Below are 22,969 nucleotides of genomic sequence, written 5' to 3'. Positions count from 1 at the left end.
ACCATCAGTGAACAGATCATTTGAGCGATAAATATCGAAAATTTGTCAGCATATTCGGAGATCATATCTAGTTCTTAGATTTCATCATGAATTTACTCGAAATGGGTAGTAAAAAGATAGAGGAAAAACTTGATCCTATCTTTAACAATTCCCCACTAAAATCTAAAAATTAGCGATTTCTGGACTTATTTACATGAAATTTTCCTATCGTTCACTATGTTTTTGGAGCTTACTTAGCACTTTAGGTTTATTATCCACCTTATCGCCATCACAAAGCGTTAATGCTAATCCAGGGAGTTGTCCTAGTCCCGTCTTAGCTCGTATCCAACGTCATCAAGTTAATCGCGGTGAAACTTTAGCAAGTATAGCTAGTCGTTATAATCTATCACCAGGGACCATTATGGGAATCAATCCATCTGTTAAAAATGGGGTGGTAAGTCCGGGTACAGAATTGCAAATTCTCCCTTTTAATGGCATTGTTGTGGAAGTTCCTCGTAATCAAAGCTGGCGACAAATCGCATCTAAATATAAAGTTCGTCCAGATACAGTCTTTGAAATCAATGGTTGTCAGAAAACCCCTAAATTTGTCTTTTTACCAATACTTTCAGGGGTAACTAATACTCCTGCGGCTGGAGTAATTGCTACCGCACCTAGTACCCCCACTGAAAACATTACAGGTTATCCCTTACCAAGTGTTACAGAGGTGGGATTAGCTTATGGTTGGCAATATCACCCGGTAACAGGGGACGTTTTCTTTCATAGTGGCGTAGATTTGTTAGCACCAGTAAATACTCCTGTGGCAGCGATCGCTCCAGGAATCGTCGTCTTTGCCAAGGAACAGGGTAGCTACGGCAAATTAGTCATTATTAACCACACAGGTGGCTTACAAAGCCGTTACGCCCAACTTGACAGCATCAAAGTCACTCTAGGTCAAACGGTCAACAAAGGCGATATTTTAGGAGCAGTTGGAACTACAGGACAACCAACCTCTACTCAACCCCATCTTCATTTTGAAATGCGTTCTAACGGTTATTTAGGTTGGGAAGCAAAAAATCCCAAGGAGTTTTTAAAATGAGGAATCAGGATATTATTTAACTACACGCCGAAATATTTTTGACCTTAATCGTGCGTAAAGTCCTCAAACTGTCTTTTTAATTCAAGATTAACTTGTTCACCGGGCTTAGGGGCGATTAGTTTGGTTGTTAAATGATTTTTCTCTAACAATGTCCGAAATTCTGCCACACTTCCCTTTTCTTGCAGGAATTTTACCAATAGTCCTGTAAACAAAATATCCCCTCCGGCTGCGGTCGGCAGGATAAATTGAGGTTTTACGGATTTTGTCACTTCTAGGGCGCTGTTCATGCCTTTGATAATCGGACCGAGTAAGGGTAATCCTAAATCAATAATGGGAGTAATTACTATATCAATGGGTGCTAGTTCTTTGAGTTGGGGAGAATGATAGCCATGAGGTTCATAATACAGTGTGGAATTATTGGCTAAATTTTTAAGTAGATAACTATTTTCTAATAGGGTTGGTCCAATGGGAGAACCGGGAAAAGCTTTAATTTCTACTTGATGATTTAAGGTAAAGGTTTCGCCATGATTGAGGCTGATGATTTGTTGATAACCCAGTTGTTTTACTACTTTAACCGCATTGGGGGAAGCGACAACGGGGATATTTTTGTGAAGCTGCTTTAAGGTGGGAGGGTGTGCGTGATCTTCTAAACCTTGAGAAAGCAAAATTAAGTTTATATTATCTGGTATTGACCGATCCTGAGAACGAGAACCTTTAAATAACCAATCTAAATTATTAAAGGTTAAATCACCAATTAACCAAGGGTCAATTAGTATCCGCTGTTCAGCAATTTCAATTAACCAACTATTACTATCTAACCAAGTAAGGTTCATATTTACACAAATCCTGAGTTTACGTGAGTTCGGAGTTCGGAGTTTGGAGTTTCTCCTTCGGAGACGCTACGCGAACGGAGTTATGATTTTTTCAACGAGATCATAAGGGCTTGAGACTCCTACGTGGGGTGAGTTTTCCACAAATTATCGTTATGTCGAACTCACGTGAGTTTTTAATTTTTAATATTTGATAATTTACCAACCTAATCAAACATTCTTCCCTCTTCCTCCTGACTCCTGACTCATTGTCCTGCTAACATTTGTAATAATTTATCCATGTTATCTAAGTTACCAACCATCCGCCGAATTGGGTGGGGCCAAACCTTAACTAAAGTGGGAGTAGCGGAAACTTGATCAATTTCTGCTTGTTCTGGATTTGTGAGGACATCAATAACTTTGAGAGTATAAGGATATCCTAGCGATTGCTCCAAGGACTCGTGCAAGTTCTGTAAAATTTTTTCTGTAGTCGCACTATGACCAGCCACAAACAAGCGCAAAACAAAACCCGGTACTCCTCGAATATTTTGTAACACAGGTTTTCTATTGACAACTGGTGGCTGGTCTTGGGAGGGAGAATCAGCCAAATCTAAACGCACAATTAAATCATGATCTTGCCAAAGCTGAGGAAATGTCGAGCGATAAGTTGATAATACCAGGCGATCGCACAAACCATCCTGCCAAGGTGCTGATTGCCAAACCAAATCCCCCGTCCCAAAAATCGCATTCAACACAGCCTGATGCCTAATCACTGCCGGGTAAGCTTCCGCAAAAATCTGTACTTGTTGAGTCCGCGGATTTAACCAATGATCAATAGTTGCGGTATAGCAAGGCACTAAAAAATGTGGCGGCTCCGGTAAATCGAGAATTTCCTGTAAAGCCGCACATAAATTTAAATGCCATCGTCCTTGCTTATTAGGATCAATACAATACATCAAATCCCCTCCAGGCGTAAACAAGGCAATCCCCTTGAACAACTGGGGTTTAGAAAGTTTGTCTACATTCAACTTAGTCATTGGTCATTGGTCATTGGTCATTGGTCATTAAACACGACCTCGGAGGAATTGGGCCATTTCATTAGGAGTTGGCGACATTTCTAGCGCCGTTTCCTCAGTAATTCGACCTTCTTGGTAAAGATTGAGCAATGACTGATTCATTGTCACCATGCCATCAAAACCAGCTTGTTTCATTAACTCCGCAATCTCATCATACTTGCCATCCTTGACCCATTCCTTCACAGCTTCAGTATTAATAAGAATATCGTGGAAAGCCGCCCGTTTACCATCTGTAGTTCGGCACAAACCTTGAGCAATTACAGCTACCAAAGATTCTGCCAGAGCTATCCGCATAGCTTCCTGTTCTTCACCCGAATACAAATTGAGAATCCGTTCAATAGTTTTTACCGCACTATTCGTGTGTAGAGTTCCCATCACCAAGTGACCCGTTTGTGCCGCCTTCAGTGCCGTATTCACCGTTTCCTTATCCCGCATTTCCCCCACCAGAATTAAATCTGGATCTTCCCGCAAAGCTGCTTTCAAAGCATTATCAAACTTACGAGTGTGCATTCCCACCTCCCGCTGTTTCACCAAAGACTTACGGCTTTGGTGGACAAATTCCACCGGGTCTTCAATCGTAATAATATGTTTAGCCATCTCCCGATTGATATAATCAACCATTGCCGCCATTGTCGTAGACTTACCCGAACCAGTAGGACCTGTGACCAAAACTAAACCCTTATGATGGTGACAAATATCTCTAAACACTGGTGGTAAACGCAACTGCTCCATAGATAGAATTTTGAGAGGAATTAACCGCAGTACCATTGCATAACCACGCAGTGAATCAAACACATTAATCCGCACACGGGCAAAATCGTACTGAGTCGCACCATCAAATTCTAAATGTTCTTGAAATCTTTGAATTTCAGAATCAGAAAGAATCTCCCGCAACCAACGCATAAAAGTTGGTTTATCAACTTCGGGATAACTTGTCGTCAGAATTTCCCCTCGGCTGCGGAAGCGGGGAATTTCACCCACTCCCAAGTGAATATCAGAGTAACCCTCATCAAAAGCTTCCTGAACAAGCTGCCCCAAGGTCTGTCCTACAGGTTCATTTATTAACCCATGAGAATTGGAGAATATTGGTGGTGGTGTGGTCATGATTGGCGGTGCTGGGGCGTTCATTTCTAAATTTGCCACCTGATGCTGTACTTTTGCTTTTGGTAAAGGTGGCGGCATTCTAAATGTTTGTGATTCTGTCATATATCTTCACCTTTGTTAATTAGTTATCGGTCAGTTGTCAGTAGAAAATATTTTTCCTCTGCCTCTTACCCCCTGTATCTGTTATGCAGTCTTTTTCGTCGGTTATTCACTAACATACATATTTTTTAACACATACTGATCATCCTTGATTTTCCGTAAGTTCTACGCAACATATCAGTAACTATTTGCACTATACAAACAAGGGATTTTTTTATGCAGATTCCTAAATGATACCAATTGTAGATGATAATCATCAATTTATATATCTTAGGGGGGACTAGATTAAACCCTAATAAATATTAAATATTAAATAGCCCGATTACCCTACCGGACTTTAGCTCCAAATCCTCTCTTGTCATTACCCGACAAGGGAGGTTTTATTCACAATTTTTAAACTTGACATATTACCAGAATTTGTCTACAAATTAAAAACAATGCCCCGACCATAATCAATACTAATGTTATCTTGCCTCCAGGAACTAGGGTTTGATAGTTACCATTAGCAAATTCTGGTGTTTGACTTTGTTTCCAACTCATTAATGCTGGCATAACTCCTGCTAGAATAGAAACACTAAATGCTCCCGTGTATTCTAAAGCATGAAAAAATATAGTAGGATTAAGTGTTCCTAAACTCAGAGGTGGAAGCAAAACTAAGGAATAGAGAGGTAAACGGGAAATTTCACTTTTGGTAATGATGGAAATATCTTGAAAAAAATCTGCTAAACCATAGGTAATACCTATAAATGATGTCACGATTGCAAATTCAGAAAAAATTGATAATAAAACGGCAAACCATTCTCCTGATTGACCGGTTCGCAGAATTTGCAGTGGATCAAATACGCTCTCATTTGCGAAATTATGGGATAAAATATCTGGAGTCATACAGCCTAAAATAATAGTATTCCAAGCTAAAAACATGAATAAGGGAATTACTGAACCAATAATTATAGATTGTCGAATTTTGTTAATGTCTCCTTCCAATTGAGTGACAACCATTGGAATAATACTGTGAAAGAACATTGCTACATATATAATAGCAATAGCATTACCTACAGATTGCCAATTTTGTACTAGTAGTTGGGAGTTTTGGAATTGCATTCCTCCTAATATTAATAGACCCAAAAAAGTAATTAATAAAATAATAATAAATATCCCATTTATTTTTGCCACCAATCTATCTTTCCCCCAATATATTAGACTACCAAATACGAGGAAAAAACTGACTGTTCCTACCCACTGAGGTGAAATATGTTCTAATTCCCAGACTTTATCAACTGTGGTTGTTAAAATTTTGCCACCTTCAGTCATATATGCCACTAAAAGGGCATAGTGGTTAAATACATAGGCAATTCCGGCAATTCTCGCTCCTAGTTTACCGAGAATTTTTTCTATGGTTGCTAATAAACCTATATGAGAAATCCCCTCAAATCTCATCACATTTAAAGTCAATTCTGCAATTAATAAACCGGAAATTAAAGTATACAGCCATACAGTAATAATTAGGATTGTAGATGGTATAATCCCCGATGGTAAAGTTACAGCAGGTAATCCAATAATCCCCGCTCCAATGGTAGTTCCTGTAATTAAAGCTGTAGTTCCTAAAACACTACCGGGTTGATGTTGAAATTTATGATTATCAAATTTTAGATGGGAAAATAATCGCGTTACTGTTTGTTCTTTTTTATTCATAAGTGCAGGTAATTAGTGTGATTGAGATTATTATATCCCCGACTCCTTGAAGAAGTAAAAGTATGATTTTACTTCACGCAGAGACGCTCCAGGCGCAGAGAGTAAGAGTTTGAGAGATGAAATTTTCGACTTTCATACCCCAATTCACCAACGCCTAAAAAAAGTTGTGTCAACTATTTTACTCATTCTTTGGCTAATTGGGCAATAATCAGGGTAACAATAATCTCTGGTTTTGATAAAAGTGAGAGGTTATGAATTTATTGATTTTTCTAAATAAATTTATTGACGATTTTGCATATAATCAAAATATATCTGCTAAAGGCATTAAGGCTGGATTTTTATTTCCTGTTGACATTGGTTGAGGTAAATAACCAATGAGGATTTGCGAGTAAGTCTATTATGCCTAAAAAGATGACTACTCCCCATTAACGACTCTGGAGACGAGATGTATCTAGCGCATTCATTCATGAGTGATGAGAAACGGCAACAACATCAACAGCCTTTGATTTTAGTGGTAGAAAATCATGATGATAGTTTACTGTTGATGAGTTATACTCTTGAGTTACTTGGTTGCCAGTCTATTTGTCAAAAAGAAAGTTCAACAACAGTATTTATGGCTAAGGAACATCAACCTGATTTAATTTTATTGAATCTTTTTTTACCTGGGATGAATGGACTAGATTTTATTCGGTATCTTAAGCAGGAATCTTTAACTTGTCATATTCCTGTGGTGGCTATGACGGTTTTAACTGATGCTGAATATAATAAACGGATGCTTGAAGCTGGTTTTGATGATTACATCGTTAAACCTTATATGATTGAGGAGTTAGCTGCAATTATCTACCGTTTTCTAGGGAGGAAATTTGAGCTATGCTCGGTTTTAGAAGTGCCACAGATTCATTAATAATCATGGGGTGATTTTAGGGAGTTTGACCGTGAATATGCTGCCTTTACCGATTTCTGAGGAAAGTTCTATTTTACCTCCGTGTGCTTCAATAATGCGGCTGCAAAGATGTAGTCCTAAACCACTACCTGATCTTTTATTTTTACCCTGACGAAAGCGCTCAAAAATAGTTTCTTGATCTTCTGGTGCAATCCCATAACCTGTGTCTTGAACTTCGATGATGATGGTACTGCTGCAATGATTAGCTGGGGATAAGGTTTCAAAAATGCGGATTTCTATACTGCCTGTATCTGTGAATTTGATGGCATTACCAATTAAGTTATGGAATACTCGTCTTAATTCTAAGCGATCGGCTTTAACTATGCCACCATCATTGCCTGTTGAAGTTAATTCATGGGTATCTAATTTTAAAGTTAAGTTTTTCTCCAGTGCTAAGAAATTTAATTCACTTATGACTTCGGTAGCAATTGTGATTAAGTTGCATGCTTCAAAGTAAAGATTTTTTTGTCCAGCTTCAAAGCGGTAAACTTCTAGTAATGTATTCACCATTTCTAGGAGATTTTGATTGCTGCGAATCATGATACTAATGGGTTGTTTCATTTCTGAAGGAATTTCTCCAAAGACTTCTTGCAGAAATAAATTCAGCACTCGATTAGCAGCTATTAGGGGAGTACGTAAATCATGGGTAAGACGAGAAACAAAGTCTTCTCGCTGGAGGGTCATTTTTCGTTGTTCGTCAATACTGTGCTTTAATCTTAGGAGCGATCGCACTCTGGCTAATAATTCTTCGATCTCGAAAGGTTTACGAAGAAAATCATCAGCACCAATATCTAAACCTTCAACTACGCTGGATTCAGGATGGGCTGTTAGTAGTAGAATCGGAATATAGTTTATTTCCGAATTATTGCGAATCTGTTGTGTAACTTCATAACCACTTATTTCTGGCATCATCACATCTAAGATAATCAAATCTGGTGGCGACTTTATAACTTTTTCTAAAGCCATTTTACCATCCGTCGCCCCATCAATTTCATAGCCTTCGATTTCTAAGATTGTTCGCAATAAAGTCAGATTATCTGGGACATCATCAACGGACAAAATTCTGGCTTTTTTCAAATTAGACATATTTAAGTTGTTGATAATCTACAATTTTAAATGAGGATAATTAATGGAGGCTTTATGAGGATAATATACGGAATGAAAACTATTTTCATGAGAACTGAAAACCACACTACCTAAATCTGGGGCTAAATTTATTTTTCGTGGTAATTTTATTTCAAATATTGAACCTACCCCTAACTGACTTTCGATATCTATTTTTCCTCCCATAATGTCTACCAATGAATCAATAATAGCTAAACCCAACCCCGTACCAGAATATTTACGGCCAATACCCTGATCAACTTGGTGAAATGCTGCAAAAATATTTTGAAAATCTTGAGAAGCAATACCAATTCCTGTATCTTTCACGGTTATTATAACTTGATTTTGAGTTATGTCTCGGATTTCTACCCAAATATTTCCAGACTCTGTAAATTTTACAGCATTGGAAAGTAAATTGATGACAATTTGCTGTAATCGAACTGCATCATTAAATACTAATGTATTTTCTAGGTCTATTTTAACTAGTAAAGATAAATTTTTAGCTTCAGCTAAGGGACGAATTTTTGTAACCGCATTACTCACAACTTTTGATAGATCTAATATTTCTGGCTTTAGTTCTAATTTCCCAGATTCTAGTTGAGAAAAATCCAGAAGTTCATTAATTTTGATCAGTAAATTTTTGCCATTTTTGAGAATTTTCTCTACCATGTCTAGTTGTTGATTTGTCAACTGACCAAATTTGGGACGTAGGAGAATTTGCGAAAACCCAATAATTGCATTCATGGGAGTTCTTAGTTCATGGGATATGGTGGCTAAAAATAGTGATTTTAAGCTAGATATTTCTAACAGTTTCAAGTTTTGTTGTTTAATCTGTTGCTGTTGTGCTGTTAATTCTTTTTGCTGTAAAACTAGCTGTTCACGACTTTCTTTAAGTTGTTGACTTACTAAATCTAGCCGCATTTCGGCATGATGTATACGCATGGCACTGCGTAAAATTTGAGCTATGGTTTCTGGCGATAGTCTAGACTTAACAAAATACTCACTAGCACCTAATTTTATCAACTCTCTACCTATTTCTTCACTTTCTGAATCCATGAGGATGACTAATGGAACTTTAATCCCTGAAGATTGTAATTTACGGATTAATGTGAAACTATCTTGATTTTGCAAATAGTCAAGAAATACGCAATCATAGTGATTATTGATGAGGACAAACAAGGCATGATTTCCATCTTTGACTTCATCAATTTCCATGTTAATACCTGTTTGGGTCAGAGCTAGACTTACTATTGAGGCATCAGTCTGATTATCGTCTATAACTAAGATCTTCAGATTCTCTTCCATCGGTTTTTCTTTTGGCTGTCAAATACAAATTTATATTCAGCATTTCTGTTTTTACAGTTTCTAGATTATACAAATAATGAACATGATCTTCTGGTGAATGAGCAAATTTATTTCCAGGTAAAAGAAATACTTTATCCACTTAAAAACATTGTAAATTAGTAGCTCATTAACTGTCCTCACCCATTAGTGAGAGTTGCATGGAAACATTATGTACCATTAGCTTCAGTGTTTTCATCTAAATACTGGTTAAAATTATCTGTATCACGCATATAAATACGTTTTTAACCTAGATACCAGCGTTGGAAGTTTTTTGTGTGTCTGATAGCATAGTCTAATACTAGTAATACTTACATATTCCGTAATGATACATTATATGTTACCTGCCAACTGCTGATAATACCATAACTGTAATTTTTCTGATTGGTCTCAATAATTTCATTTGTTTTGGGAGGAATATCTATATATCTTTAGTTAGATTTTTACAGCTACGGAAATTCAAAAATCAATTATTTATTATTCCTACTGATAGATGTTCACTGGTTCACGGATCATATATGCTGAGGAATGGATAAATTAGATACAATTTGTAATATTTCAGAAGTAATCTGATGATCATGGGTGTAATAATGAGTGATATTAGCATTTTATTAATTGAAGATCATGATTTAACGCGCATGGGACTCAAAACTGAATTGCAGTTGCATGGCGGTTTTAAGGTGGTGGGTGAGGCGGCTAGTGCGAATTTGGGACTAAAACTTTTAGAAACAACTAAACCGGATGTGGCTGTGATAGATATCGGTTTACCCGATATGGATGGGATTGAATTGACGCGCAAGTTTAGACGTTATCAAACGGAAACAGGACAATCGCAGACCAAAATATTGATTTTGACGATGAATAATTCCGAGAATGTGGTTTTGGCAGCCTTTGCCGCCGGGGCGGATTCCTATTATATGAAGGATACAAGTGTTAATAAATTTATTGAGGCTGTACAAGCAACTTTTCATGGTAACTCTTGGATTGATCCGGCGATCGCCAATATAGTATTACGGAAAATGCGTCAAGGTGTCCCCGGTGATCATCAATCCTTGGATAAGCCGAAAACGGTGAAAATTGAAGCCCTAGAAACAGAATATGAACAGGTTTTAGAAACTTACCCCCTCACCCAACGGGAGTTGGAAATTTTAGCATTGATTGTGGCTGGTTGCAGCAATGGACAAATTGCGGAGAAGTTATATATTACAGTAGGTACTGTCAAAACTCATGTTCGCAATATTCTAAATAAACTCTGTGCTGATGATCGTACCCAAGCAGCCGTTCGGGCTTTACGTTCCGGTTTGGTGGTTTAGGAAAAAAGGAGTCAGGAGTCAGGAGTTCAGGAGTTCAGGAGGAGGAAGAAGAAAGAAGAAAGAAGATTTTTCTCAATGACCAATGACTAATGACCAATAACCCTTTCTTGTAAACATTCTGCAATCCGTTGTGCTGCACCCGCACGTCCCATGCGTTGAATGCCATTTTCAGCAATTTCATGGAGGATGTCAGGATTTTTAAGGAGAGATTGGATGGCTGGGAGAACTTGTGATGGTTGGTTGACGAGGGTGAGAGATATACCTAAAAGCCGACTTTGGGCTTCTGCAAAACCGGGGTTATATTGAGGACCATTACCAGGGATAGCGATCGCAGGTTTTCCCAAACCGATGAATTGTTCCGTTGCTGTTCCAGCCATAGCGATCGCCACATCACCTAAATACAAGCAATCATTATAGGCTTGTTGGGTCAAGATGAAGTAAGAATTTTTTTGTTGAAAAGTCAAACTGTCGGGGTCAGAAATTGGTAAAGGAGATTGATCACACCGTCGCCAACCTTGGATATGTAAACTTTGCGATAAAATACTACAATCTAGATCAGGAGCGATCGCCCCTAAAAAAATCATCGTCCCCCCAGCCCCAAACAAAGAATCTGGTCGTCGTAAACTAGCCATCAGCGCTGATACAGCAATCATGATGACTTCCCAATTATTGTAAGCTTCCGGCGCACGAGAACCGGGCAAAAGAGTCACAATCAAAGGACGAATCATCTCTTCGAGTTCAGCATCAGGACGATAGAAATGTTGTGCAGTCAAACTTGTCTGTAACCCATCCATCATGGGATTCCCCACATCTACAACAGGAATTGACCATTTTTTGAGAATTTCCGTAGTTAGAGAATCTCTAGGAAACACCGCCCGACAACGACCACGACTCATCAACCACCTTTCCCAAGGATGGTAAATCGAACCAGAAAAATTTTCCCACCATGCAGACCTTGATTTCCTGGGTAACAATCCCATTGCGTCACGCACATAATATTCTGATTTAGCCGTCCCCACAAAAGCATAATCAGCACCACTCATCGCTGCAAACAGCAAAGGAACAATATCCCCCACAGCAAGAACAGCCTTGTGATGACCTAACTTAGTTTGTGAACTTACCCAACGGCGGATAGATTGAATTTGATTAAGAGTCAACTGCACCAACCCCCCGCCAACATCACGCATTAATTCACGGCTATCCATATAAATAAAACCACCAGAAGGCATAGTTCGCACTTTACCAATCAGAGGAATATCTATTTTTTGATAAGCACGTCCTTCACCCACTATTGGTAAAGCAAAAATATCCGGTGGAGAAGATAACTGTTGTAAAGCCTGAATAATCCGCACAGCAATCATATCTTCCCCATGACCATTGCTTAAAACTAATAACTGTAATGGAGAATTGATCATTTTTCTAAATGCTAGGAGTCAGGAGGTAAGTAGGTTGGTGTTGAAAATTCCCTTAATCAGCAACGCCATTTTTTTATCTGCATTTTTAACCCTTGACTCCACTCCCCGTATCAGTAGGGACAATGTATTTTTGTAAAAACAAAAATAATACTAACACTGGAGTAATAGAAATTACTGAACCAGCAGCCACTAACCGCCAATCTAAGGAAAATGTTCCCGCTAACTTAGCTACCCCCAATGGTAGAGTATACAAACTTTCATCCTGAATGACAATTAAAGGCCACAAGAAGTCACTCCAGGCACCAATAAAGACAAAGATAGCCAAAGTAATTAAGGCTGGGCGAATGGCAGGTAGCATTACGCACCACCATAATCCTAACTCAGAACTGCCATCTAAGCGAGCCGCTTCCTCAATTTCTTTTGGCACACTTATCAAAGCTTGTCGGAGTAAAAATATACCAAATGCAGATGCTAAACTCGGAAAAATTATCCCTAAGTAACTATTTCGCAATCCTAGTTGCACTGTTAAAATATATAAAGGAATCATGACAATTTGGAAGGGAATCATAATTGTGGACACAATGGCAATAAAAATCCCATTTCTGCCCACAAATGATAGTCTAGCCAAGGGGTAAGCCGCTAAGGAACAAAATAACAAATTTAAACCAACTGTTAATCCTGATACTAATATACTATTGTATAAATAAGTTCCAAAAGGTAGAGATTGCCAAACTCTGGAGAAGTTTTCTAATGTTGGTTGATTGGGTAGTAATTGGGGTGGTGACTGCCAGATATTTTCCGTTGGTGATTTTAAGGCTGTACTGATCAACCATAATAATGGAAATAGCATCACCAGGGCGATCGCTCCTAGTATGCCATAAATAACTAAGGTTTGAATGCGAGAGTTTTTAAAAGTCATTATCTTGATAAAAATGATTAAACACGAAAGTAATTAACCTAATAATACAAAAAAATGACGAGATTTTGCGATATGATGAAACCGGAATTTTCAAAATAAGTAATATTTTCATGAAACTAGTTCTGAAAATAGCAGCATTTGTGACTATAATTATTTTTGTTAGTGTTAGCTTAGTCTCTATTCACAAAATTTCCCAAAGTCAGCCAACACAAACCCCTCAAATCACGGCAGACTGTATAACTAACTCCGACATACCTTGTCATAGCCCAACAACATCTGTAAATACACAATTTATTCCCAATCAGCAATTAGATGATCAACAGCGTTTCTTAGCAGTAATCGCCAACAAAATCCCCACAATTCCCGAAGTTGACACTTTTGAATATACTTTACTGCGTGCTTATGGGACAGTATTTATTAATCAAAAGCCAGGAATTAACTTACCAAGAAAAGTGATTTTAGATAACGAATCAGCAACCCAATCTTTTCAAGACACAATCAATATAGCTTTAGTAAATGACACACAAGAATGTTATTTACAAAAAACAGCCGCCACCGCTTTAAATCAAGCCAAAAATTTAGCAACCATTGCTTTAAAATCAGGTTACGCTGGAGATTGTCTTCGCAATTTTGCCACCAATTTAAGATTTTGGAACAAATACGCAAATAGCGAAACATTAACACAAGTAAAAGCCGGAAAAGAAACAAAAATTCTTGGCTTAGTTGCCCCCCCTGGCACATCACAACATCTGTGGGGATTAGCAATTGATTTACAAGTATCAACATCAGCCCAAAGACAGGCTTTAAATGAAAATGGCTGGTTTCAAACTGTAGTTAGTGATCTTCCCCATTGGACTTATTTAGGCTGGAGTGAAGATGATTTACCCAAATTTGGATTACAACCAAAAATTGTCCAAGGAATTAAATATTGGGTAACACCAATTTAATTTGTCAAAAGTTTCCCCGCCCAGGGGTGTGGGGTTTCTACTCTCTATTTATCCCTCGTTCCCAGTCGGAGACTGGGAATGCTATTTTTAGTAGTAGTTATTTCATACAGTTTTACATAAACGCTCCATGAAGAATTCACATAAAGATTTGGAAAAAGACTGATGATTTGATATATTAAATAAAATAGCAGATAATAAAAATATGCAAAGTATCAAAATTCGTTCTTACGTAGGTAAAGATGGGATGCTTCATTTAGATATCCCTCTGGAGATGAAAGAACCAGAATTAGAAGTAACAGTAACATTTGAAGCTGTTAATCAAACAATCGAAATTGCCCAAAATCAAGAACTCAAAGATTTAGAATGGCATAATTTTATGAATAGAACTTATGGCTGTTTAGCAGATGACCCAATTATTAGATATCCTCAAGGTGAATTATGAAGAAAGAGAAACAATAGAATGATTTACTGATAAGATTATTGCAGGAGGTTAGAAATCATTATGACAACACATCAACCAACAGTCATTACCAATTATAATCTTTACGACCAAGATTTTTATCTGTGGATAGAAACAATATGTAAACAATTAAAAGCAGGGAAATTTGCAGAAATTGATTTAGCAAATCTGATAGAAGAAATTGAAAGCATGGGAAAAAGTGAAAAACGGGAGTTAAAGAGCCGTTTAATTGTGCTATTAATGCACTTACTAAAATGGCAATATCAACCTGAAAAACGTAGTGAAAGCTGGCGCAGTACGATTACAGAGCAACGTATTTGTATTGAATTATTATTAGAAGATAGTCCTAGTTTGCAACCTCTATTTATAGAAATATTTGCAGATTGTTATGAAAAAGCTCGTTTAAAAGCATCTGAAGAAACAGGAATTAAATTAAACTTCTTTCCTAAAGAATCTCCTTTTACTTTAGCAGAAACCCTAAAAAATTACTTTTTGAATAATTAAATTATATCAATTTTCATGTTTATTTGTTCATATTTCAGTCTCTGTTTTAGGAAAAGTTAAGGCTTTTATTCCAGTGATTCTCAGCCTGTGACTCCTAAATTAACTTATTTTCCGTAGTATAGAGGATGCGGTTTGAAGTTATCTATAAAATTGTATCTGTCTAAACTAGATAGGAAATTGAAATTATGAAGATTAATTTACAACTAGCGCTTAATGATGCTGGTATAGATGCAAATCAAACTAGCACTCAACGTCAATTAGTAGTTTCCGTTTCTGCTGGTGGTGAAACAATAGATCGGACTGTGCCATTGAACTTATGCTTGATTCTCGATCATAGCGGTTCAATGATGGGAAAATCCCTAGAAACCGTGAAAAATGCCGCTTGTTTATTGGTAGATCGTCTCACTCCTGAAGATCGCCTCAGTGTAGTTGTTTTTGACCACCGGGCCAAGGTTTTAGTCCCCAATCAGTTAATTAGCGATCGCCAACATATTAAAAAACAGATAATGCAACTCAAAGCTGATGGGGGAACTGCCATTGATGAGGGTTTACGCTTAGGAATTGAAGAATTAGCCAAGGGTAAACATGATACCGTTTCCCAAGCATTTTTACTCACGGACGGGGAAAATGAACATGGTGATAACGATCGCTGTTGGAAATTTGCCCAATTAGCCGCCAGCTATAATTTAACTCTAAATACATTGGGATTTGGTGACAATTGGAATGATAAAGTTTTAGAAAAAATCGCTGATGCTGGCATGGGTACGTTGTCTTATATTCAACACCCAGATCAGGCTGTATCGGAATTTGGTCGCTTATTTAGTCGAATGCAAACAGTGGGATTGACTAACGCTCAACTATTATTATCCTTAATGCCCAATGTGCGGTTAGCAGAACTCAAACCCATTGCCCAAGTTTCCCCAGATACCATTGAGTTACCAGTACAACCGGAAAGCGATGGGCGCTTGGTGGTGAGATTGGGCGATTTAATGAAAGACGGGGAACGGGTAGTTTTAGTTAATATTTATGTGGGACAGTTGCCAGAAGGTAAACAGGCGATCGCTAATATTCAAGTCCGCTACGATGACCCCGCCCATAACCAAGTCGGGCTATACTCCCCCAATCTACCAATTTATGCTCATGTCACCAGGGAATACCAACCAGCACCAAATCCCCAGGTACAACGGTCGGTTTTAGCTTTAGCCAAATATCGTCAAACCCAGTTAGCCGAAACGAAATTACAGCAGGGTGATCGGGCTGGTGCAGCAACGATGTTACAAACTGCAGCCAAAACTGCGCTGCAAATGGGAGATGCTAGTGCGGCAACGGTATTGCAAGTTTCCGCCACCCGCTTACAAGCTGGGGAAGAGTTATCAGAAAGCGATCGCAAAAAAACCAGAATTGTCTCAAAAACTGTTTTGCAAGATGCTTCCCCTCAATGAAAGTTCAACTCACATCGGCTCTAAATGATACCAACGTTGATGCTGCCCAACAAAGCAATCAACGTCAACTCTCAATTTCTATTTCCGCCATTCCGGCTGAATTTGAACAAAGTTTACCCTTGAATCTCTGTTTGATTCTCGATCAAAGTGGTTCTATGTCTGGTGAACCCATGAATATCGTCATTCAAGCAGTTGAGCAATTATTGGATCAATTAAAAGCTGGTGACAGGATTTCCATCGTCGGTTTTGCTGGCACGTCTGGAGTCATTATCCCCAACCAAATCATCCAAGATATTGAAAGCATCAAAACCCAGTTAAGAGCCAAGCTAAAGGCTGCTGGCGGGACTGTCATCGCCGAAGGTTTATCCTTGGGGATTACAGAACTACTCAAAGGCACAAAAGGGGCGGTTTCCCAAGCCTTCTTACTCACAGATGGTCATGGGGATAACGGGTTACAGATTTGGAAGTGGCAAATTGGACCAAATGACAATAAACGTTGTTTGCAACTTGCCAAAAAAGCCGCCAAACTCAGCCTAACAATTAACACTCTGGGTTTTGGTGATGACTGGAATCCAGATTTATTGGAAAAGATTGCTGATGCTGGGGGTGGGACTCTAGCTTATATTGAGAACCCAGAACAAGCTGTAACTCAATTTGCGCGGCTGTTTCGGCGGGTACAATCGGTGGGATTAACAAATGCCCATTTACTCCTATCTTTAGTCCCTGCTGTGCGTCTGGCGGAACTCAAACCCGTTGCCCAAGTTGCGCCAGATACCATTGAATTACCCGTCGAAACCGATGCTAATGGGACTTTAATCGTGCGGTTAGGGGATTTGATGAAGGATGGCGAACGGGTTGTTTTAGCGAATATTTATCTGGGACAATTACCAGAAGGGAAACAAGTCATTGGTCATATCCAAATTCGCTATGATGACCCATCCTTGAATAAAGAGGGTTTACTTTCTCCCTTAGTGCCAATATATGCCAATTTTACCAAGAGTTATGAACCTGCTCTCAATTCCCAGGTGCTAAACTCGATTCTGCTTTTGGCTAAATATCGGCAAACTCAATTAGCTGAGGCAAAATTAGAACTAGGCGATCGCCTTGGTGCTGCCACAATGTTACAAACTGCTGCTAATACTGCCTTACAAATCGGTGATACCTGTGCAGCAACTGTGTTACAAGTTTCGGCAACTCGCTTACAAGCCGGGGAAGAACTCACCGAAAGCGATCGCAAGAAGACAAGAATGGCATCCAAGACTATTTTGAAAGAATAGCTGTAGGGTAGGTCTTTTGGCCTACCTGATCAAATTTTCGGCAATTTTCGAGCCAGCGATCGCTGGCTCAAAAACCAGATAAACATCCGTCATATCAGATTTTATTGAATTTGTACACACCTGATAGGAAGATGAATAGGAGTAATTTAAGGTTTAAAGTATCTATATATGGTAAACACCTGGTATATATTAAGGCTTGGCTAACACCCAAGCCTTTTTTATAAGAAAATAGGCTAAAAACCCTTATAATCTCGTTGAAAAAATCATAACTCCGTTCGCGTAGCGTCTCCGAAGGAGAAACTCCGAACTCCGAACTCACGTGGTATCCCCAAATGCTGGGCTATTTTATCAGGCTCAACGTTTACCCCAAATTTTGCAGCTTCATCGTTTATCTGCGTTTAATTCTGACTTCTTGTACCTCACTGGCATGGAAATTGCTATATTTTGGCAGTTAATTCCTGGGGATAGATGACAGATTACAAAAAAAGGTAAAAGAAATCAAATGACGATTTGTCAAATATTTCAAAGGTTAAAACTTTTGGAAGTAATACCGGATAAACACAAAATTACTGTATATCCTAAATACATATTTAGCGTTTTTGCGTAACTCGTTTCAAGAGTATGGAAATTTTATCTAACACCGTGGCATTATCGCGGATGCAATTTGCATTTACAGCGATTTTTCACATGATATGGCCTGTCCTTACTACAGGTATGTCTATCTACTTAATTGTCGTCGAAGGACTATGGTTAAAAACCAAAAATCCTACTTATTATCATCATGCTCGTTTTTGGTCAAAACTGTATTTACTCAACTTTGGTATTGGAGTTGCATCAGGTTTACCAATGGGTTTTCAGTTTGGGACTAACTGGGCTCCATTATCCGAAGCAGTGGGAGATTTTTTAGGTAGTATTCTGGGATTTGAAGGCTCAATGGCATTTATGTTAGAGGCTTCTTTTTTAGGAATTATGATGTTTGGTTGGGAGCGAGTACCTCCAGTAATTCACTATTTAGCGACTATTTTGGTCGCCTTTGGTGCGAATCTTTCCACGTTCTGGATTTTAGTGGCTAATTCGTGGTTTCAGACTCCTAGTGGTGGAGAAATGGTGAATGGCAAGTTTATTGTTAATGACTATTTCCAAGCCATTTTAAATCCTTTCATGGTGAATAGTTTTCTCCATATGTTTTTGGCAACTTTGGAGACTTCTTTATTTGTCATTGGCGGCATTAGTGCTTGGTACATTCTTAATAATCGCCAGCAGGAATTTTTTAGCAAATCCTTAAAAATAGTTTTAGCCATTGCCATTTTTGTTGCCCCTGCACAAGTATTAATTGGTCATGCTAGTGGCGATCAAGTTTATCACTATCAACCCACCAAACTAGCAGCAATGGAAGCACAATGGGAAACAATTCCCGCTGGAGAATCTGCAAATTGGAGTATATTAGCATCTCCTAATGGCAAAGCGGAAAAAAATGATTGGGAAATTTCTATTCCCAATGGTTTAAGTTACATTTTAGAACTCAAACCTAAACTTTCTGAGCCTGTTTTGGGACTCAAAGAATGGAAACCAGAAAACCGTCCACCAATGATTCCCCTCATTTATTATTCTTTCCGCTTAATGCTAGGAATTGGCTTTTTCTTAGTCGGATTAATGCTGTGGAGTATTATTCAATGGCTAAGAGGTCAACTGAGTAATCAAAATATAACTCAGCAAAAATGGTTGTTACGAGCTTGGATTTTGTCTGCACCTTTAGGCTATTTAGCAATTGAATCAGGCTGGATTGTTCGCTGTGTGGGAAGACAACCTTGGACTGTATACGGGCAAATTCGTACTACTGATGCAGCTTCTCATTTAGAACCAGGTGAGGTGTTATTTTCACTCACAGTTATTACTCTTCTTTATAGTGTGCTGTTCGTCTCAGCCATGTATTTTGGTAGCCGTATTATTCGCAAAGGACCAGATTTGAATTTACCCATACCCGGAAGTGAAATCAAAACAGTAATTGCTACGGAATCGGTGAGTCATATTCCCGATAGTCGTCCTTTGGAAACACCACAATAAAAAGAAGTTTTATGGAAGCTTTATTGCACTTTTTACCACAAGTTTGGTTTGTAATTCTGGGTTTATTTCTGTTTCTTTATGTGCTTTTAGATGGCTTTGATTTAGGTGTTGGTATCCTCTCTTTAACTTCTTCTGATGAACAGCGTCGTAGTCTATTAATGACTAGTTTGGGTAATGTCTGGGATGCTAACGAAACCTGGTTAGTGTTGATGGCTGGGGCATTATTTGGGGCTTTTCCTTTAGCTTATGGGACAATTCTCAATGCCCTTTATTTGCCTTTAATGGTGATGGTTGTAGGGTTAATTTTGCGGGCTGTTGCTTTTGAATTTCGGGAACATTCTGAGAATAAAAGTTTTTGGAATTTTGCTTTTGGAATCGGTAGTTTCATTGCTTCTTTATTTCAAGGATTTGCCTTGGGTGGTGTATTAGCAGGAATCAAAGTTGATGCGGCTGGGCATTTTATTGGTGGAATATGGGATTGGTTAAGTTGGCAATCGTTATTAACGGCATTGACACTTGTGCAAGGTTATGTATTGATTGGTTCAACTTACTTGATTTTAAAGACTGAAGGGACATTACAGGAAACTCACTTTCGCACGGCAAAATTAGCAGCTTGGACAACTTTCATTGGCGCGATTTTAATTACAATTAGTACACCCATTGTCTATGAAAATGCTAGAGCTAGGCTATTTCATCAACCAGAGGTTTATATTTTTGCCCTGATTCCTTTATTGGGTATGCTGTTGATTTGGTTGCTACTGAAAAGTTTAGATAGAAAAGAGGAAATTGCCTCATTTGTTTACACGGCATTAATATTTCTACTAACGTTTATTGGTTTGGGATTTATTGCCTTTCCTTTCATTATTCCCCCAACTATTACTATTTATCAAGCTGCCTCTTCTGCCACTTCAATGGTCTTTATGATTACGTTCATTGGGTTCTTGATTCCAATTATGTTGTTTTACAACATCTACAATTACTTTGTCTTTCGGGGTAAGGTAGTCATTAGTGAAGAGGGGGATTGACACTTTCAGAGAGAAAACCACACTCGTTGCTGCGGACAGAATTAAATTAATTTAATTCTCGCTACTTTTTGGGTAAATCTTAATTTATGCTTAATAAAGATAACTCTGTTGAGTTTCAATTTTGGTTTAACACAACTTTTAATTGTTTGTAATGTCTTATTCCGCCGAAGTTTCTAGCAACCCAAACATTTGGGCAACTACCACTGATTTAAGCACTCTCCGTCAAAAGTTACTAGATTTATTTTGCCGGCTTGCGTATCAGGAAGGTGATTTTGTTCTTTCCTCTGGACAACAGAGTTCTTACTATATTAATGGTAAACAAGTCACACTTGACCCCCAAGGTGCTTTGGCTATGGCTAGATTATTATTACCAATGTTACCTAAAGATACTCAAGCTGTGGCAGGTTTAACCTTGGGTGCTGATCCTATTGTATCCGCAGTTAGTGTAGTATCCGTATACGAAAATAGACTGATACCAGCTTTAATTATTCGCAAAGAAGCTAAGGGACACGGAACAATGGCTTACATTGAGGGTCCCAGTTTACCCCAGGGGGCAAAGGTCGTGGTTTTGGAAGATGTGGTAACAACTGGACAATCTGCCCTCAAGGCTGTAGAACGGCTACAGGCTGCTGGTTATACGGTAGATAGGGTAATTTCCCTCATAGATAGATTGCAGGGCGGTGGGGAGCTATATGAGTCGGCTGGGTTGCAATTTGAGGCTTTATTCACAATTGAGGATCTTCAAAAACACTATCGAGAAATTAACTGATGAGTCAGGAGTCAGGAGTCAGGAGGAAGAAAGAAGTTTCTCCCCTATTCCCTATTCCCTGTCCCCTGTCCCCTATTCCCTATTCCCTGTCACCTGTCACCTGTCACCTGTCCCCTATTCCCTATTCCCTATTCCCTGTCACCTGTCACCTATTCCCTATTCCCTATTCCCTATTCCCTATTCCCTATTCCCTGTCACCTGTCACCTGTCACCTGTCTGAGACATTGTAGAAATCAGATTGGTAATCTCCTGATAGTACCGCGTGTTTCCTGACTGATAATAGAGATCAGCAGATTTACGAAAATCGGCGATCGCATCTAACTGATTACCCGAATGTTTATGGATATCTGCTCTGACTAAATAAGCTAAAGGATAACGGGGCTGTAATTGTATCGTTTGGTTTAAATCCGCTAATGCGGTATTTAATTCTCCAATCAGAAAGCGACTCCGACCTCGATTAAACCAATCTTCAGCTAAACTGGGGTTAATGCTGATGGCTTGAGTATAATCTGATATAGCTTTTTGATATTCTTTCAGGGCATAACGAGCATTAGCCCGATCGCTATAAAATACAGCAGACTGGGGATTCAAGCGTAAAGCCTCTGTGAAATCACTAACTGCACCAGCAAAATCCTTAACTGCATAACGACTATTGCCTCGATGATAATAAGCAGCTAAAAAATCTGTATCTATTAGCAAGGCTTGATTGTAGTCTTGAATAGCCGTTTGTATATTACCCAACAACCTATAAGCATCACCTCGCTTACAATAGGCCGGGGCAAATTCTGGAGACACTTCTATAGCTTGAGTATAATCTGTAACTGCATTAACAAAGTCTTGCATAGCCTCTCGTACCATTCCCCGTCCATAATACGCTGTAGCTAAATGGGGATTGATTTGTAATGCTTGGTTATAATCTTGAATAGCATTTTCATAATTTCCTAATTGATGATGTGCATTAGCTCGAAAACCATATACTAAAGCTAATGTGGGATTGATTTGTAATGCTTGATTATAATCTTGAATAGCACTTTCATAATCTCCCAAATTACTATAGACTAAACCTCGTTCAGAGTATGCTTGAATATCATCAGGAACTATTTTTAATGCTTGATTAAAGTTAGCGATCGCTTGGTGATAATCTTGAATACGAGCATAAACTAAACCGCGATTGTAGTAAGCTGCACCAAATTTAGGATTAATTTCTAGAGAAAAATTATAATTAGAAAGCGCATTTTCATATTCTTGTAAAGCATAATAGCTATTACCAAGATTATGATAGGCTTCCGCAAAATTAGGATTTATTTTTATACATTGATTATAATCAGCGATCGCTTTTTCATAATTCCCTAAAATATGAAAGATATTACCTCGATTAATATAAGCTATCGAGAAATCAGGGTATAATTCTAAAACTGCATCAAAATTAGCGATCGCCTGTTGATAATTACCATCATGATAATGATCTAAACCCTGTTGGTGCAAAGCATTAATAACATCAAAATTAATATTTTTATTCATTTTGTAACTTGTAGACGCACAAAATAGATTCTACCATAAATACAGGTATATCCCTGTAGATCCCCGACTT

The 22,969-nt window shown here is 38.4% G+C and carries 20 protein-coding genes; 11 read left to right on the top strand and 9 right to left on the bottom strand.

Annotated elements, in window-relative coordinates:
• Nucleotides 1-193: 193 nt before the first annotated feature.
• Nucleotides 194-1,075 carry a M23 family metallopeptidase gene (locus tag IQ226_RS03310; RefSeq protein WP_193892094.1) on the top strand — a complete coding sequence of 294 codons (882 nt, stop codon included), beginning with the start codon at nucleotides 194-196 and terminating at the stop codon, nucleotides 1,073-1,075.
• A gap of 44 nt (nucleotides 1,076-1,119) precedes the next feature.
• On the opposite strand, the gene IQ226_RS03305 is transcribed toward IQ226_RS03310, so the two are convergent.
• From IQ226_RS03305 to IQ226_RS03290, 4 genes are all read right to left on the bottom strand, one after another.
• Nucleotides 1,120-1,908 (bottom strand): MBL fold metallo-hydrolase, encoded by a 789-nt coding sequence (locus IQ226_RS03305; protein WP_193892092.1) that lies wholly within the window; start codon nucleotides 1,906-1,908, stop codon nucleotides 1,120-1,122.
• A gap of 242 nt (nucleotides 1,909-2,150) precedes the next feature.
• Complete coding sequence (locus tag IQ226_RS03300) at nucleotides 2,151-2,921, bottom strand: circadian clock KaiB family protein (RefSeq protein ID WP_193892089.1); 771 nt, start codon at nucleotides 2,919-2,921, stop codon at nucleotides 2,151-2,153.
• Between the two features lie 27 nt (nucleotides 2,922-2,948).
• Nucleotides 2,949-4,166 carry a type IV pilus twitching motility protein PilT gene (locus tag IQ226_RS03295; protein WP_193892086.1) on the bottom strand — a complete coding sequence of 406 codons (1,218 nt, stop codon included), beginning with the start codon at nucleotides 4,164-4,166 and terminating at the stop codon, nucleotides 2,949-2,951.
• A 390-nt stretch (nucleotides 4,167-4,556) separates the two neighbouring features.
• The gene (locus IQ226_RS03290) at nucleotides 4,557-5,855 is read right to left on the bottom strand and encodes an amino acid permease (RefSeq protein WP_193892083.1); all 1,299 of its coding nucleotides are present in this window, start codon (nucleotides 5,853-5,855) and stop codon (nucleotides 4,557-4,559) included.
• A 445-nt stretch (nucleotides 5,856-6,300) separates the two neighbouring features.
• Between IQ226_RS03290 and IQ226_RS03285 the strand changes: the two genes are divergently transcribed.
• Entirely contained in the window at nucleotides 6,301-6,759 is a 459-nt protein-coding gene (locus IQ226_RS03285) for a PleD family two-component system response regulator (protein WP_193892080.1), read from the top strand.
• Between the two features lie 3 nt (nucleotides 6,760-6,762).
• Here the strand turns inward: IQ226_RS03285 and IQ226_RS03280 are convergent, their stop codons facing one another.
• Together IQ226_RS03280 and IQ226_RS03275 are read right to left on the bottom strand one after the other, a co-directional pair.
• Nucleotides 6,763-7,884, bottom strand: coding sequence for a HAMP domain-containing sensor histidine kinase (locus IQ226_RS03280; protein ID WP_193892077.1), 1,122 nt, complete (start codon nucleotides 7,882-7,884; stop codon nucleotides 6,763-6,765).
• Nucleotides 7,885-7,902: 18 nt separating this feature from the next.
• On the bottom strand, nucleotides 7,903-9,207 hold the full coding sequence (locus IQ226_RS03275) for a hybrid sensor histidine kinase/response regulator (protein ID WP_193892073.1): 1,305 nt from the start codon (nucleotides 9,205-9,207) through the stop codon (nucleotides 7,903-7,905).
• A gap of 626 nt (nucleotides 9,208-9,833) precedes the next feature.
• On the opposite strand from IQ226_RS03275, the gene IQ226_RS03270 reads away from it, so the two are divergent.
• Entirely contained in the window at nucleotides 9,834-10,556 is a 723-nt protein-coding gene (locus IQ226_RS03270) for a response regulator transcription factor (protein WP_193892226.1), read from the top strand.
• Nucleotides 10,557-10,642: 86 nt separating this feature from the next.
• Here the strand turns inward: IQ226_RS03270 and IQ226_RS03265 are convergent, their stop codons facing one another.
• On the bottom strand, nucleotides 10,643-11,971 hold the full coding sequence (locus IQ226_RS03265) for a lipid-A-disaccharide synthase-related protein (RefSeq protein WP_193892070.1): 1,329 nt from the start codon (nucleotides 11,969-11,971) through the stop codon (nucleotides 10,643-10,645).
• An 85-nt stretch (nucleotides 11,972-12,056) separates the two neighbouring features.
• A complete protein-coding gene (locus IQ226_RS03260) occupies nucleotides 12,057-12,890 on the bottom strand; it encodes a carbohydrate ABC transporter permease (RefSeq protein ID WP_193892067.1) in 834 nt (277 codons plus the stop codon).
• Nucleotides 12,891-13,000: 110 nt separating this feature from the next.
• Between IQ226_RS03260 and IQ226_RS03255 the strand changes: the two genes are divergently transcribed.
• The 8 genes from IQ226_RS03255 (at nucleotide 13,001) to pyrE (ending at nucleotide 21,378) form a co-directional block, all read left to right on the top strand.
• Nucleotides 13,001-13,837: a D-alanyl-D-alanine carboxypeptidase family protein gene (locus tag IQ226_RS03255; RefSeq protein ID WP_193892064.1), complete on the top strand. Its 837-nt coding sequence runs from the start codon at nucleotides 13,001-13,003 to the stop codon at nucleotides 13,835-13,837.
• A gap of 202 nt (nucleotides 13,838-14,039) precedes the next feature.
• Nucleotides 14,040-14,279, top strand: coding sequence for a hypothetical protein (locus IQ226_RS03250; RefSeq protein ID WP_228039217.1), 240 nt, complete (start codon nucleotides 14,040-14,042; stop codon nucleotides 14,277-14,279).
• 60 nt (nucleotides 14,280-14,339) lie between these two features.
• Complete coding sequence (locus IQ226_RS03245; RefSeq protein WP_193892061.1) at nucleotides 14,340-14,801, top strand: DUF29 domain-containing protein; 462 nt, start codon at nucleotides 14,340-14,342, stop codon at nucleotides 14,799-14,801.
• Between the two features lie 185 nt (nucleotides 14,802-14,986).
• Nucleotides 14,987-16,243 carry a VWA domain-containing protein gene (locus tag IQ226_RS03240; RefSeq protein ID WP_193892058.1) on the top strand — a complete coding sequence of 419 codons (1,257 nt, stop codon included), beginning with the start codon at nucleotides 14,987-14,989 and terminating at the stop codon, nucleotides 16,241-16,243.
• Complete coding sequence (locus IQ226_RS03235; RefSeq protein ID WP_193892055.1) at nucleotides 16,240-17,520, top strand: VWA domain-containing protein; 1,281 nt, start codon at nucleotides 16,240-16,242, stop codon at nucleotides 17,518-17,520. Before IQ226_RS03240 ends, IQ226_RS03235 begins: the two co-directional genes overlap by 4 nt.
• A gap of 621 nt (nucleotides 17,521-18,141) precedes the next feature.
• On the top strand, nucleotides 18,142-19,584 hold the full coding sequence (locus tag IQ226_RS03230; protein WP_193892052.1) for a cytochrome ubiquinol oxidase subunit I: 1,443 nt from the start codon (nucleotides 18,142-18,144) through the stop codon (nucleotides 19,582-19,584).
• 11 nt (nucleotides 19,585-19,595) lie between these two features.
• Nucleotides 19,596-20,609 (top strand): cytochrome d ubiquinol oxidase subunit II, encoded by a 1,014-nt coding sequence (gene cydB / locus IQ226_RS03225; RefSeq protein ID WP_193892049.1) that lies wholly within the window; start codon nucleotides 19,596-19,598, stop codon nucleotides 20,607-20,609.
• 151 nt (nucleotides 20,610-20,760) lie between these two features.
• Complete coding sequence (gene pyrE, locus IQ226_RS03220) at nucleotides 20,761-21,378, top strand: orotate phosphoribosyltransferase (RefSeq protein ID WP_193892046.1); 618 nt, start codon at nucleotides 20,761-20,763, stop codon at nucleotides 21,376-21,378.
• A gap of 201 nt (nucleotides 21,379-21,579) precedes the next feature.
• Here the strand turns inward: pyrE and IQ226_RS03215 are convergent, their stop codons facing one another.
• A complete protein-coding gene (locus tag IQ226_RS03215) occupies nucleotides 21,580-22,899 on the bottom strand; it encodes a tetratricopeptide repeat protein (RefSeq protein ID WP_193892043.1) in 1,320 nt (439 codons plus the stop codon).
• Between the last annotated feature and the right edge of the window lie 70 nt (nucleotides 22,900-22,969).

It is taken from the genome of Dolichospermum sp. LEGE 00240 (assembly GCF_015207875.1).
GTDB classification, from domain to species: Bacteria; Cyanobacteriota; Cyanobacteriia; order Cyanobacteriales; family Nostocaceae; genus Dolichospermum; species Dolichospermum gracile.
The sequence above is the reverse complement of the archived record's forward strand: the minus strand, read 5'-3'. Positions and strand labels throughout refer to the sequence as shown.

Excerpts from the sequence above, each read along its gene's own strand:
- IQ226_RS03310 (WP_193892094.1), top strand. The coding sequence starts at position 194 with ATGAAATTTTCCTATCGTTCACTATGTTTTTGGAGCTTACTTAGCACT.
- IQ226_RS03305 (WP_193892092.1), bottom strand. The coding sequence starts at position 1,908 with ATGAACCTTACTTGGTTAGATAGTAATAGTTGGTTAATTGAAATTGCT.
- IQ226_RS03300 (WP_193892089.1), bottom strand. The coding sequence starts at position 2,921 with ATGACTAAGTTGAATGTAGACAAACTTTCTAAACCCCAGTTGTTCAAG.
- IQ226_RS03295 (WP_193892086.1), bottom strand. The coding sequence starts at position 4,166 with ATGACAGAATCACAAACATTTAGAATGCCGCCACCTTTACCAAAAGCA.
- IQ226_RS03290 (WP_193892083.1), bottom strand. The coding sequence starts at position 5,855 with ATGAATAAAAAAGAACAAACAGTAACGCGATTATTTTCCCATCTAAAA.
- IQ226_RS03285 (WP_193892080.1), top strand. The coding sequence starts at position 6,301 with ATGTATCTAGCGCATTCATTCATGAGTGATGAGAAACGGCAACAACAT.
- IQ226_RS03280 (WP_193892077.1), bottom strand. The coding sequence starts at position 7,884 with ATGTCTAATTTGAAAAAAGCCAGAATTTTGTCCGTTGATGATGTCCCA.
- IQ226_RS03275 (WP_193892073.1), bottom strand. The coding sequence starts at position 9,207 with ATGGAAGAGAATCTGAAGATCTTAGTTATAGACGATAATCAGACTGAT.
- IQ226_RS03270 (WP_193892226.1), top strand. The coding sequence starts at position 9,834 with ATGAGTGATATTAGCATTTTATTAATTGAAGATCATGATTTAACGCGC.
- IQ226_RS03265 (WP_193892070.1), bottom strand. The coding sequence starts at position 11,971 with ATGATCAATTCTCCATTACAGTTATTAGTTTTAAGCAATGGTCATGGG.
- IQ226_RS03260 (WP_193892067.1), bottom strand. The coding sequence starts at position 12,890 with ATGACTTTTAAAAACTCTCGCATTCAAACCTTAGTTATTTATGGCATA.
- IQ226_RS03255 (WP_193892064.1), top strand. The coding sequence starts at position 13,001 with ATGAAACTAGTTCTGAAAATAGCAGCATTTGTGACTATAATTATTTTT.
- IQ226_RS03250 (WP_228039217.1), top strand. The coding sequence starts at position 14,040 with ATGCAAAGTATCAAAATTCGTTCTTACGTAGGTAAAGATGGGATGCTT.
- IQ226_RS03245 (WP_193892061.1), top strand. The coding sequence starts at position 14,340 with ATGACAACACATCAACCAACAGTCATTACCAATTATAATCTTTACGAC.
- IQ226_RS03240 (WP_193892058.1), top strand. The coding sequence starts at position 14,987 with ATGAAGATTAATTTACAACTAGCGCTTAATGATGCTGGTATAGATGCA.
- IQ226_RS03235 (WP_193892055.1), top strand. The coding sequence starts at position 16,240 with ATGAAAGTTCAACTCACATCGGCTCTAAATGATACCAACGTTGATGCT.
- IQ226_RS03230 (WP_193892052.1), top strand. The coding sequence starts at position 18,142 with ATGGAAATTTTATCTAACACCGTGGCATTATCGCGGATGCAATTTGCA.
- cydB (WP_193892049.1), top strand. The coding sequence starts at position 19,596 with ATGGAAGCTTTATTGCACTTTTTACCACAAGTTTGGTTTGTAATTCTG.
- pyrE (WP_193892046.1), top strand. The coding sequence starts at position 20,761 with ATGTCTTATTCCGCCGAAGTTTCTAGCAACCCAAACATTTGGGCAACT.
- IQ226_RS03215 (WP_193892043.1), bottom strand. The coding sequence starts at position 22,899 with ATGAATAAAAATATTAATTTTGATGTTATTAATGCTTTGCACCAACAG.